The sequence below is a fragment of the Pedobacter sp. 22226 genome, assembly GCF_052045455.1.
GTDB lineage: Bacteria > Bacteroidota > Bacteroidia > Sphingobacteriales > Sphingobacteriaceae > Pedobacter > Pedobacter jeongneungensis.
In genome coordinates this window covers 382,954-394,935 of the sequence record NZ_JBQEPB010000007.1, presented here as the reverse complement: position 1 = coordinate 394,935, position 11,982 = coordinate 382,954, and the positions used below count along the sequence as shown (strand labels likewise).

Sequence of the window (11,982 nt, the reverse complement as noted above, 5' to 3'; positions counted from 1 at the left end):
CTATAGTACACCAAACCCCGGACCCCGGTCTTTCCGACTTCAGACTACCCAGCGGGGGTAAGTCTTGTAAGATAGATTTCTCCGCTTCGTTGCACTCCGGTCGAAAGGACGAGACGAATAGATAAAAGCTAGCACGCATGGAAAACACAGATGGGGCTACTAAATTAATAAGATTGCTTCACTCCGTCGCACCAACCCTGCCCTTCGGTTCGCAATGACGAGATGAGGGGCGATTCGCTATAATACCCCAAACTTGGTCTCCGGTCTTTCCGACTTCGGACTACCCAGCGGGGGTTAAGTTTCGTAAGATAGATTTCTCCACTTCGTTGCACTCCGGTCGAAATGACGAGACGAGTGGATAAAAGCTACGCAAGCATGGAAAACACAGATGGGGCTACTAAATTTAAAAGATTGCTTCACTCCACCTCACCAGCCCTGCCCTTCGGTTCGCAATGACGAGACGAGTGGATAAAAGCTACGCACGCATGGAAAATACAAATAGGGCTACTAAATTAATAAGATTGCTTCACTCCACCTCACCAGCCCTGCCCTTCGGTTCGCAATGACGAGACGAGGAGCGATTCGCTATAATATCCCAAACCCCGGACCCCGGTCTTTCCGACTTCGGACTACCCAGCGGGGGTAAGTTTCTCAAAATAGATTTCTCCGCTTCGTTGCACTCCGGTCGAAAGGACGAGACGAGGGGATAAAAGCTACGCACGCATGGAAAACACAGATGGGGCTACTAAATTAATAAGATCGCTTCACTCCACCTCACCAGCCCTGCCCTTCGGTTCGCAATGACGAGACGAGGGGCGATTCGCTATAATACCCCCGACCCCGGTCTCCGGTCTTTCCGACTTCGGACTACCCAGCGGGGGTAAGGTTTCGTAAAATAGATTTCTCCGCTTCGTTGCACTCCGGTCGAAATGACGAGCCGAGGAGATAAAAGCTACGCACGCATGGAAAACACAGATGGGGTTACTAAATTTAAAAGATTGCTTCACTCCACCTCACCAGCCCTGCCCTTCGGTTCGCAATGACAAGACGAGGGGCGATTCGCTATAATACCCCAAACCCCGGACCCCGGTCTTGCCGACTTCGGACTACCCAGCCGAATCCCAATCATCTAATCTCAGTTATAAGACAAACTCAACTCCAAACTAAAAACTCCCAACTCCAAACTAAATTTGACGGTAACTACCCATTTTGTTATCTTAGTGCTATCCCTTTTTAACGGTGCATTAATTATTTCCCATCCGCACGGTTAATCAAATTATCCCACATTTTATTAACGGGTTTTATTACCCCTAAAATTTAAAGGTTATGGCAATAACAGGCATGATTAGGGAACCTCCGCGTTCGGCAAAAACAGTACTAAAACAATCAAGTAAGCAACTTTTTTGGTTAAAAGAGACAAATTACTTTGAAACCTCACCACCATAAGTGGCATCAAATCAAAGTTTGTTTGAAACCTCGCTACCATAGTTGGCACTAAAACAAAGTTACTTTGAAACCTTGCCACCATGGGTAGCGCCAAAGCAAAGTTACTTTGAAACCTCCCCACCATAGGTGGCACCAAAGCAAAGTAAAAAACGCAAAAACAAAATTAACCACTAAATTCAAGATCCTATGATTAACTCAATCGTATTACAAACGCTCCGCAACGGAGAGTATATCCAGTTTATAACCGATGCCTTAAACGTTGTATCGAAAAATAATCCAAAAAAACTTAATGTTAGTACACAGTACGATGCGCTGCTTGCAGCAAAAGATGATATTGAAAAGCTATTCAAAATTAGCCAGGGAAGTTTGATAACCGAAGAAATTGAAAATCTCGATAAGCGCAGGGACGATGCCATCAACGGTATTAATTTACATGTACAAAGTTTAACCTATAGTCCAGATCCGGCAATAAACAAATATGCAAAAACCCTATCAGCCCATTTAGCCTTATTTGGTCCACGCATAGCTATCGAAAATTACCAGACCGAAAGTACTATCCTCCGCAATATTGTTAACGATTGGAAAAACAAACCCGACCTACAGGCGGCCGTAACGGCCTTAAATTTGGGCAATTGGTTAACCGAGCTAGAAACAGCCAATAACGATTTTAATGCGGCTTATGCCAAACGTAACGAAGAACTGGCCACCGCACCAACCGAAAAACTCAGAGAACTGCGCAACAAGGCAAACGAGCTGTATTACAAATTGCGTACGCGGATAAACTCTAACTTCGATATTAATGATGGTGCAGAACCCTGGGCATCTACCGTTAATTTGCTGAACCAGAACATCAGCACTTATACACTGTTGCAAAGCCGCCGCACAACTGGCAAGGGCGAAGAACCCACAGAGAGTTGATTCTTTTAAACACCGGTGCACACAGATAAATACTGATCTTTATATTGGTACATCATATCTGTGTGTATCCTTGTTACCTGTGGCTAATTATTTATTTAATACCAACACTTTGCTTTAAACTTTTAAATCTGCGGTTAGCTTCCCCGATCAGCTGCATTTAACAAAATCATAATCAACTAAATTTGTAGCTGTTCAGCATATCCTTTATATTGTCCATTAGCAATATTGCACAACAGTAAAAAAATTTAACCATCATGAAATTCATATTAACACTGCTATTTCTATCCACACTCTCTTTAGCTGGTTTTTCGCAAGAAACAAAAAAGACCGGTACAGGAACCCTCACGCAGGATAAAAAATATTCGTACGCTTATATTTTGATTCAGGGGAAATTCCTATCCAGAAGATTAAAGGTAGATGTAGATTTCGGAGATACGCCAGAGCAGTTAAAAGATGGCAGGCAGTATTCTGAAACACTTACCAACAAGAAATCGTATGCTGCAATACTGAACTATATGGTAGAAAGCCAGTACGAACTTGTACAAACACTCGATTATACCGATACCTATTCGGGCTCAGGCGGCACCTCCGGTATTGTTTTCATCATGAGGAAAAATAAGGAGTAGTAACCAACTAAACAGATTGCTTCATACCACCGCTGATCTCCTCCCTTCCGTTTGCAACGACGAAACAGGGATAATAACCAAATCACAATTTTCAAATGGCCAACCCCTCAACTCCAAACTAATTTAACCATTCTCAAAACAATTGCCGGCTAAAAAGAATTGTATTGATACACCAATAACATCAAATATGAAAACGAAAATGATAATCTTAGTTACTGCCCTGGGTTTAGCCTTATCGGCATGTACAGGTAAAAAAGCCGGCGAGGAAAATGCCGATACGATGCACAAATATACTGATACGAGTAAAAGGATCGATACCCATACTGATTCTACAGCAGATTCTACCACAAATGCACCGGCTGATGTTAAGCATTAAAGCCGGATAACAGGGTTATATCACCATTTAATCCTTTCAGGTTCTGTCGTGTTGAGCCTGTCGAAACACATCAAAGTTTATTTTGAAAAGATCTTTCGACAGGCTACCCTTTAACAGACTTCAATAGTAGTCGTTATTCCCACGCAGGAATCTTAATGTACGTGGATTACGATTAACATAAGTTTTCTTTTTATCAAAGACATTCATGAGCACTTTATGGCTGTCAGTCGATCTAATAGTTACCAGACGGGAATAACAGTAACCCTCAGTCTGTAAACGCTCCACTCAACCCTACACTTTTGTTCCCGCTGATCATTATATTAATTGAAACCTGTTATCACTTGCATGATTAGCTGAATACTTATATCTTTAATTGAACATCAATCTCCTGTTCGTTCCAAAGCAATTAATGCAACAAACATGTTTGAGATGAATTAAACATTCCGGACAGGCAGTAGAAATAGAAACTGATTACTATGCTGTTTTAGCCATACATCTGCCCAATGGGCTTAAAGTAGGGAAGCGCTAAACTTATCAGGTAAACCGGTATTTATGTTTGGAAGGAGATAAGGTTATTAAAACTAACAGCTATAATTAGAACCGAACTGATAATAATTTAAAAGATTATGGAAGCTATTTTCACTATTTTATTTGAAATTTTATTTGAACTGATCATCAACCCACTGTTATTGAGGTGGACGCTAAAAAGAGAGAAGCGGAAATGGTATAAAGATCAGGCTACTATAGTTTGAACTTAATCAGTATGAAAAGGCAAATAGTTGATCAAGACGAGAGTTTATCAAGTGGCTTGCAGAACTCGTCGATCATTCACCATATTGAAGAGATGCCAAAAATGGCTTTTAACCAGCTAACCAAACAGTTTGCAATAACCAGTGGAGATCATATCGAAATTATTGGTCAGTAGAATAAAGTAAAGAATTTAAATGCAAATAACCATCGATACCCTATCAAACCTGGAATTGGAATTATACGAATATGCAGAGTCCCTGAATGGGAATATGGACCATAGAGATAAACAACTGCAGGAAGAGGGAATTTTCGATCAATATAGGAACCTTCACAAAAGTTATCTCGATTTATTTTTGAATGCAAAAGATGAAGAAACAAAACTCGAAATCCTAAAACGACTGATATTCTTAAATTGGTATGCACAGGTTGAGCCAAGCTGCTATACAGGCATTCAGGATCTGGATAATGCAGTCGTTTTCGAATCTTATTCAATCCTTAATGAGTACCTCATCAACCATAAAACTGATCAAGAATTTACGTGGATGTTATCTTATTATTCGGGTTGGGATTTCACGATACTTCCTTTTTCTGAACTAAGTCTTGATGCTTTAACAAAATTTGTAAAAGAAGCAGATCATACCGTTTTAGCATCTCCAATAAAACATTTACCCAAAGGAAGCATGAACAACAGAGGACAGATGGGAATTTACTGGATCAGCTGTTCGGTAGAAGAAGATTGATAAGCATATAAATCCATTTCAAAGATTGCTTCACGCTCCCCCACACACCGACGCTTCGCTTCGCAATGACGATTAATCTATTATATTTCTCAAAACTCTGCGCTGATTTCCTTAAATCTGCGGAAGAAAAACAAAATGCGGAAAAGTCCGAAAGTCAGCAGACAGGAGTCCGAAGATAATGGTGCAAAAGTCCGAAAGTCAGGAGACCGGAGTCCGAAGATAATGGTGCAAAAAGAACAACTGCCGAATGCTGCGTTCTCTGTGCCTTCCCTCCGCGCGCTCTGCGGTTAAAACCGCGATTACTCCGATAACTTCTGCTTAATCCCTTCCGTCAGTTTTTTCACTTTCATGTAGCCTGCCAGCGAACTGTTCCTTTTATCAAAACCGATCTCCAGCCAACCTTTTTTAGCCTTGAGGTTAAATTTATCACTGGCATTTAAATTTACGAACAGATCAATATTCTGATCCAATGGAAGTTCATTGTTCAGTGCGCTGTCGAGGTATTGCTCCAGTTTGGCTGTTTTACCTTCAGCATACCTGGCTTCGAAGCTAAATGAGTTGTTCGTATCCTGAGTACTGATGGATAAATAACCTCCGCCACCATGGCAGCCGCAGCTTAAAACGGTAAATAAAATTGCGATACTATAAAATATATTTTTCATATCAGTTGGTTATCTGGTTTAAAGGTGGTTAAATGGTTAATTGTTTAAATCGGTTAATCGAAAAGCGAGCCCGGCTTCATCCCTTGGCGCCCAACCCTCGGACCTCTGACTTTCCGACTCCGGACTAAGGACTCCAAACTAATGACTAATGACGAATGACTAATGACTAATAACTATCCCCCCGCTCTGTTTTTAATATCATCAGCAGCTGTTTTCCGGTTTTGATTTGATTTTAAATTCTGGTTACCAAAGCTATAACTGATGTTGAATGAAGCCCTTCTGCTAATGTAATTGTTCTGAACCCTTAAATTCACATTCTGATAATCGAGCGTGCCTTTCCAGTAATTGGTTTGGAAAATATCGTCTACATTTAACCTGAATTTTAGAGCCTTATTTAAGAAACTTTTTTGCACGCCCATATTTAGAGCATATTGGTAAATAGTAGTTCGCTCTAAACCACGCACACGGGGAGAATTTAACCAGAAATTGGTTTCCAATGTCCAGTTATCTGGTAAAGTAACGGAGCTGGTGATGTTAAAGTTGTACGATACCTTGCTGAGCATAAAAGGTGCACCTTCTAAGTTATCATCATTAAATTTATTATAAAACAGGCTAAAATTTTGCTGCAAATTCCACCATTTGGCAATGGCAAGCGGGAAATATAAGCCTGCAGTATAATATTGTCCACTGCCTATATTGCCTTGCCCAACCGTAACAATCCTGGTGCTGTCGTTTTGTGCCGTTTTACTATCCAAAATGAGGTCTTTAGTTTTAGAATAACTCAGCGAGAAAGACAGACCGCTTTTATAGCTATAGCTCACCTCGAAATTATTGGTAAACTGAGGTTTTAAATATGGATTACCTTGTTGTATGGTATAAGGATCCATGTAAAAATTAAAAGGGTTTAACTGCTGGTAATTCGGCCGGTCTATGCGCCTGCCGTACGAATAACGTAAATTACTGCTCTCCGAAATCTTCTGACTCACAAAAACAGTCGGGAATAACGATAAATAATGCTGCTTTGCTTCAGTGTTATTGGTCACCGATGTTCCGGTAGATTGTGTGTACTCTGCCCGCAAACCTGCCTGAACCTGCCATTTGCCAAAATCTTTAGATAAATTTGCATAAGCCGCATTTACGTTTTCCTTATAAATAAAGTTATTGCTTTGCCCGGCAATATTCTGCCACCCGTTATTGATTAATGCAGATGAAAGAAAATCGTTATTGGTTTTTACATAGGTACTTTTCAGGCCCGTTTCAAGCTTTGTCGTTTTAGATATTGGCCAGGTAAAATCTGTTTTTGCGGCATAAATATCAATGGCTGTTTTACTGTTGTTCCTGATGTTGGTGTTGTTGTAAACGAGGCCTTTTTCATCATAAAAATTAGTGTTAAAATTTTCCACTCCCGAATAATCAAAGCCTGAGTAATCGGCATCAAAATTTAAACTGGCACCTTCCTTTTTAAAATCGTGTTTGATGTTAAAGTTTGCGCTGTAATTTTTGTTTGGCGTATTGGCATCACCCATCAGGATTAACGAATTATTGCTTACCACACCGGCTTGGGTTTCATTAATGAACGTTTGAGAGAAATTATCCAGTTTACGGGTGCTGGTGCTGCCATCCAGCATAATACCTATTGTAGTTTTTTCACCCGCATAGTAATCAGCACCCACTTTTGCAGCCAGCCGCGATCCGTTGTATATTTTTTGAAAGTTTTGATTAAATGCGCTTTGTAAACCGTTGGCATTGGTGCTTCGTTCTAAAAATAAGTTGGAGAAATTATTGTTTTTGGAGGCATTTGCGTTGGTGTAAAAATTCCACTTTTCTACGCGGTGGTTTAAATTAAAGTTAACCTCCGATCCGTAAACATTAACAGGCAGGTTAGCCCTTATGGCATTGCGGTAGGTTGATGAAACGCTGCCATTGGTACCAAAGGCCTTATTCTTTTTTAATTTGATGTTGATAATCCCCGAATTACCCGCCGCATCATATTTGGCAGACGGGTTGGTAATAATTTCTATTGTAGCAATCTGGCTGCTGCTTAAGCTGTTTAAATAAATGGTTAAATCTGACGCCGATAAAAAGTTATTTTTTCCATCAATCATCACCATTACACCCGACTTGTTGTTTAATAAAATCTGTTCATTCTGCCTGTCTAACTGTACTCCTGGTGCTTTCTCTAAAATTTCGAGTGCGGTACTCCCTGCCGAAACGATGCTGTTCTCTACATTCAGCACCGTTTTATCAATCTGGTGTTCAACAAAAGGTTTTTTGCCCTGCACACTCACCTCTTTCAGCTGTTTAGTTAAACCCTCGATGCTGATGGCTGGCAGGGTAAAATCTCCGCTAAGCGAAAAACGATCTGTCCTTTTACTTTTGAAACCAACAACCGAAACCGATAACTGATATTCACCACTTTTTAACTGGTCGATGGTAAACTCGCCGTCTATATTGGTCGATACACTTTTAATCGCGGTGGTATCGGGATAATTCAACACCCTAACAATGGCAAACGACACCGGAACGGTCTTATCATCAACGATTTTACCGCTGAGTTTATTTAATTTTTGGGCAAAAGATGTCCCACACACCATAAGGCATGCAATTAGCGTAAATAATGTTTTCATGGTTTCTTTTTCTTATGTGTGCTTTATGCCGGTTGCCCTTATCCTCATTCCTCAATGACGACCTGCTTAGGTTTTGTACTGATTAGAACAATTACTGGAGCTTAATCCCCAGCTCTTCCTTAACTTCCCTCATCCGGTTTGAAACAGAATCCTGGTAAATCACGTCATCTGTTTTATTCTTTTGCAACAGCTCCAACTCAGACAGTTCTTTTCGAAGTTCTTCCTTTTTAATCGCTTCTTCTTTTAATTGCGCAACGCATTTCAAGCCGTCTTCTGTCATAATCCAAACTGTATAATCATTGTGGTCGTTTTCGCTGTTTTTACAATCCCAGGTCCAGTAATTATTAATGTAACGGTAAGTATCTTCCTTTAAAATCAATTTCGTACCCACCGGAACTTCAAGGGTTAACCTTACTTCCTGGTTACGCCAGATGGTTCCTTTCCTCAGTTGAAAACGTGGACTAAAAATCAACTCCGAATCTTTCACCACATAACTGTAGCTGATGTTCTGCGCATTCTGCAACGCACTTTGAAAGGTTTTACCCTGCGATTCATACTTCTGTGTTAAACGCGTAACACCGGTTTCGCTTTTGTCAATATCAATGCGGATATGGTTTAGCGAAACAAATGGTCCGTCTTCAAAATCATCAACCACAATCTGGTGGCGGTTATTTGCATCGATGTGGTAAGCCACACTATCTTCTTTACTGAAATACTTACTCTTATCGATATTAATGGTATAAGCAGGTAAAGATTTTAAATCGACAGTTTGCGTTAACTCTGCATGCTGTTTAAATTCTGATGAAATCTTCGCCGCCTGATAACCCGTTACCGCTACACCAGCCAGCCAGATAATTAACAGCGCAAAAGAGAGGGTTTTATTAATGGCCTGTTTGTTAAATGCTACCCTGATGGAGAATAATACCAAAGCCAGAATAGGCACAAAACATACAATAAATGCACCCAATAAAATAATTCCCCTGTTGCTTTCATTAACAATAGAGAGGGGGAAATATTCGTAAATGCTGGCATCCCAAAATCCCTGGAAAGCGGCCACGCCAATAATCAGCGTCAGTAGAAATAATACTCCAAACACCACGATAAAGCCGGCTATCACTTTAAAAATCACTTTCCCTGTGCCCGAAATAAAACGGCCCAGCCATTCGAAAAACTCACCGATAAAAATGCCTATCCGTCCGAATATTGGTTGTGCATGTTTATTTACTTCACTTAAGCGTTCCTTAACCGCCTGTAATTCTTCGTCGAGGTTCTTCTGAAAACCCTGAAGGTTTGCGGGCTCACCTTTCATTTCCATTTTCTCTATCCGCGATTTCGCTTTCGGCATGATAATCCAAAGAAGCACATATACCAATACGCCAAAGCCACCAACAAAGCTAATCAGCAATGTAGCCAGCCTGATCCATTTAGGATCTGCGTTTACGTAATGCGCAATACCTGCACAAACGCCTGCTACCACGCGGTCGTCCATATCGCGGTATAGTTTTTTCTCCGTGTACTGGTACTGATAAGTAGTATTGATTACAGGTTCTTCTTCACCTTCTTCGGTGGTATCAAAATCCTGTACCCTACCCATCTGCGCAATAACCGAGTTTACATTGGCCGAATCTACAACCTGCTTTTTCTGCTCTTCCAGTTGCTCAGTTAATAATTCTGCAATCCGGTTTTCAATATCCGTTACAATTTCAAGGTCATCTGCATGGTTGGCAAAATATTGCTTTACTTCGTTAAGGTAGGCCTTTAAGAGTTCGTAGGCACTTTCTTCGATGTGAATAATCGTGTTCCCTATATTGATGATGATGGTCTTTTCCATTTCCTTTTTTACTAATTATGAATTGGCTCCTTTTTGTGAAATACCTACAGCATAAGCCAGCTCCTGCCAGGTTTGATCTAATTGTGATAAAATGCCCCGACCATCTTCGGTTAAGGTATAATATTTACGCGGTGGGCCTGAGGTAGATTCTACCCAGTTGTAGCTTAACAAACCGTTGTTTTTAAGCCTGGTTAATAATGGATATAATGTACCCTCAACCACCAACAGCTTTGCCGACCTTAATTCAGCAATAATATCCGAAGCATAAATTTCGCCCCGTGAGATGATTGATAAAACACAATATTCCAGAATTCCCTTCCGCATTTGCGTTTGCGTATTTTCTGCTATCATATAACAAAGATATATGTTTTATATACTACCATGCAATACATAGTACTAAAATAAATCAAAGTAAAATCATAAACAGCTGATTATCAGTTTAATAATTTATAATAAAATTTTGCTGTCTGGAAGAAATTTAGTAGAAAATAGAAATTTATAATCCTTTTTGGAAAAGCAAAGACCTGTAATCCTTTGGTTCCGGCAGTCCTGCTATTGCCCATAGCCCCGGTTAAAAAGGTTTTAAATACAATATTTTTTCCCGAAACCGGGGGCTATCTGGCGCTATCAGGTTTAGATTACAATGGCAGTTGGCCCCTCGCTAAACTTACGGAATTGGCTTACACCTGTTCCCTTTCTAAACTTCGTAAGTTAGCCAACTATACACACAGGGTGATCGCGCTGTATTGAATATCAAACAGGCTAATCACCCTTTTTAAATTGACTACAGTATTTTACAACCGTATAACTATCAATTAATTAATAAAAAATATAAGTTATTAACAATTTAACATTTTTCTGGATTTTTGGCTTGGGATTTGCCTTAAGAAAATCGACCCCAATTAAAACATTTTGATATGCTTATTAAATTAGATACATCGGTTTTCAGACTTTCGAGGCACAAAGCAGAAACCGTAAAAAAAGTTGCAGCACCACTTACAAGAGATCAATGGATCAATGCTGACAGAATTGTAATGGCAGCCATGTTTATTGCTACTATTGCTGGTGCCATCTTATTTTAATTTCCGATGATTGCTCAAAAATCCTCAGAAATTAACTCCTTATTAATCATCACTGCAGCCATGGTTCCGGCGGCTGTAATAATAGATAACGACCTGAACAAGGTTGCACAATCTCCTGCGGCATAAACGCCTTTAGCAGTGGTTTGCTGCTGCTCATTTACTTTTATCGTTTTCAGCTCTGTTAATTCAAACTCCAGTTGTTCGTTAAAATTTACGTGCTGTTCTATTTCAGGTTTAACATAAATTGCCTTAAAAGCTATTTTTTCTCCGTTTTTAAAAACAACGTTTTCCAGGTGGCCGTTCTGATGTTCGAGTTCAAAAATTTCCTCTTCTAAAACAGTAATCGATTTAGCTTTTAGTTTTTCAGCCTGTTCGGCAGTTAATTGTGATTTTCCATTGGTTAAAATGGTTAAATCTTTATTCCATAAGTGTAGAGTTGTTGCCATATCAAAGGCATGTTCGCCATTCATCAACAAAGCTATTTTTTCATTTTTTACTTCGTAGCCATGGCAATAAGGACAATGTATTGCAGAAATGGCCCAACATGCGGCCAATCCTTTAATATCAGGCAGGGTATCTTTTAAACCTGTTGCCAATAATATTTTGCGCGAAGTAAAATATTGTCCATCTTCCAGGCCAACACTAAAACCATCTTCTAGTTGTTTTGCCGAATCGGCTTTGGCGCTTATAAATTTAACTGTTGGATATTTTAATACTTCAGCCTTTGCAGCTGCTGAAATTTCAGCTGGCCGATCGCCATCATGTGTTAAAAAGTTATGCGAATGAGGGGTTTGCCTGTTACAGGGTTTGCCAGCATCAATTACCAAAACATTGCGGGTTGAGCGGCCCAAAGTTAACGCGGCAGATAAACCAGCATAGCTACCTCCAATTATAATTACATCAAAATCCATATCCTTATCTTTT

General features: G+C 40.0%; 12 protein-coding genes. 7 read left to right on the top strand and 5 right to left on the bottom strand.

All coding sequences use genetic code 11. The annotated features are described in order from the left end of the window. Positions 1–1,632: 1,632 nt before the first annotated feature. The 6 genes from ACTJKC_RS18035 (at position 1,633) to ACTJKC_RS18010 (ending at position 4,856) form a co-directional block, all read left to right on the top strand. A complete protein-coding gene (locus ACTJKC_RS18035) occupies positions 1,633–2,364 on the top strand; it encodes a DUF6261 family protein (RefSeq protein ID WP_440794053.1) in 732 nt (243 codons plus the stop codon). Positions 2,365–2,618: 254 nt separating this feature from the next. Further along, on the top strand, positions 2,619–2,990 hold the full coding sequence (locus tag ACTJKC_RS18030; protein WP_344852659.1) for a hypothetical protein: 372 nt from the start codon (positions 2,619–2,621) through the stop codon (positions 2,988–2,990). Positions 2,991–3,189: 199 nt separating this feature from the next. Beyond that, a complete protein-coding gene (locus tag ACTJKC_RS18025; RefSeq protein ID WP_344852658.1) occupies positions 3,190–3,366 on the top strand; it encodes a hypothetical protein in 177 nt (58 codons plus the stop codon). A gap of 626 nt (positions 3,367–3,992) precedes the next feature. Next, positions 3,993–4,118 carry a hypothetical protein gene (locus ACTJKC_RS18020; RefSeq protein ID WP_440794051.1) on the top strand — a complete coding sequence of 42 codons (126 nt, stop codon included), beginning with the start codon at positions 3,993–3,995 and terminating at the stop codon, positions 4,116–4,118. A gap of 11 nt (positions 4,119–4,129) precedes the next feature. Then, positions 4,130–4,291: a hypothetical protein gene (locus tag ACTJKC_RS18015; protein ID WP_440794049.1), complete on the top strand. Its 162-nt coding sequence runs from the start codon at positions 4,130–4,132 to the stop codon at positions 4,289–4,291. 19 nt (positions 4,292–4,310) lie between these two features. After that, the gene (locus ACTJKC_RS18010; RefSeq protein ID WP_440794047.1) at positions 4,311–4,856 is read left to right on the top strand and encodes a hypothetical protein; all 546 of its coding nucleotides are present in this window, start codon (positions 4,311–4,313) and stop codon (positions 4,854–4,856) included. A gap of 299 nt (positions 4,857–5,155) precedes the next feature. Here the strand turns inward: ACTJKC_RS18010 and ACTJKC_RS18005 are convergent, their stop codons facing one another. From ACTJKC_RS18005 to ACTJKC_RS17990, 4 genes are all read right to left on the bottom strand, one after another. Further along, positions 5,156–5,518 (bottom strand): hypothetical protein, encoded by a 363-nt coding sequence (locus tag ACTJKC_RS18005; RefSeq protein ID WP_440794045.1) that lies wholly within the window; start codon positions 5,516–5,518, stop codon positions 5,156–5,158. Between the two features lie 173 nt (positions 5,519–5,691). Next, positions 5,692–8,145: a TonB-dependent receptor domain-containing protein gene (locus ACTJKC_RS18000; RefSeq protein WP_440794043.1), complete on the bottom strand. Its 2,454-nt coding sequence runs from the start codon at positions 8,143–8,145 to the stop codon at positions 5,692–5,694. Positions 8,146–8,236: 91 nt separating this feature from the next. Continuing rightward, positions 8,237–9,976, bottom strand: a complete 1,740-nt coding sequence (locus ACTJKC_RS17995) for a PspC domain-containing protein (protein WP_440794041.1) — start codon at positions 9,974–9,976, stop codon at positions 8,237–8,239. A gap of 15 nt (positions 9,977–9,991) precedes the next feature. Further along, entirely contained in the window at positions 9,992–10,327 is a 336-nt protein-coding gene (locus ACTJKC_RS17990) for a PadR family transcriptional regulator (RefSeq protein WP_025145298.1), read from the bottom strand. 566 nt (positions 10,328–10,893) lie between these two features. Here ACTJKC_RS17990 and ACTJKC_RS17985 point away from each other — a divergent pair. Then, complete coding sequence (locus tag ACTJKC_RS17985; RefSeq protein ID WP_344852654.1) at positions 10,894–11,058, top strand: hypothetical protein; 165 nt, start codon at positions 10,894–10,896, stop codon at positions 11,056–11,058. Positions 11,059–11,072: 14 nt separating this feature from the next. Here the strand turns inward: ACTJKC_RS17985 and ACTJKC_RS17980 are convergent, their stop codons facing one another. Continuing rightward, positions 11,073–11,969, bottom strand: a complete 897-nt coding sequence (locus ACTJKC_RS17980; protein ID WP_440794039.1) for an NAD(P)/FAD-dependent oxidoreductase — start codon at positions 11,967–11,969, stop codon at positions 11,073–11,075. Between the last annotated feature and the right edge of the window lie 13 nt (positions 11,970–11,982).

Coding starts and splice junctions, on each gene's coding strand:
- ACTJKC_RS18015 (WP_440794049.1), top strand. CDS start 4,130: ATGAAAAGGCAAATAGTTGATCAAGACGAGAGTTTATCAAGTGGCTTG.
- ACTJKC_RS18025 (WP_344852658.1), top strand. CDS start 3,190: ATGATAATCTTAGTTACTGCCCTGGGTTTAGCCTTATCGGCATGTACA.
- ACTJKC_RS18005 (WP_440794045.1), bottom strand. CDS start 5,518: ATGAAAAATATATTTTATAGTATCGCAATTTTATTTACCGTTTTAAGC.
- ACTJKC_RS18020 (WP_440794051.1), top strand. CDS start 3,993: ATGGAAGCTATTTTCACTATTTTATTTGAAATTTTATTTGAACTGATC.
- ACTJKC_RS17985 (WP_344852654.1), top strand. CDS start 10,894: ATGCTTATTAAATTAGATACATCGGTTTTCAGACTTTCGAGGCACAAA.
- ACTJKC_RS18010 (WP_440794047.1), top strand. CDS start 4,311: ATGCAAATAACCATCGATACCCTATCAAACCTGGAATTGGAATTATAC.
- ACTJKC_RS18035 (WP_440794053.1), top strand. CDS start 1,633: ATGATTAACTCAATCGTATTACAAACGCTCCGCAACGGAGAGTATATC.
- ACTJKC_RS17990 (WP_025145298.1), bottom strand. CDS start 10,327: ATGATAGCAGAAAATACGCAAACGCAAATGCGGAAGGGAATTCTGGAA.
- ACTJKC_RS18030 (WP_344852659.1), top strand. CDS start 2,619: ATGAAATTCATATTAACACTGCTATTTCTATCCACACTCTCTTTAGCT.
- ACTJKC_RS17995 (WP_440794041.1), bottom strand. CDS start 9,976: ATGGAAAAGACCATCATCATCAATATAGGGAACACGATTATTCACATC.
- ACTJKC_RS18000 (WP_440794043.1), bottom strand. CDS start 8,145: ATGAAAACATTATTTACGCTAATTGCATGCCTTATGGTGTGTGGGACA.
- ACTJKC_RS17980 (WP_440794039.1), bottom strand. CDS start 11,969: ATGGATTTTGATGTAATTATAATTGGAGGTAGCTATGCTGGTTTATCT.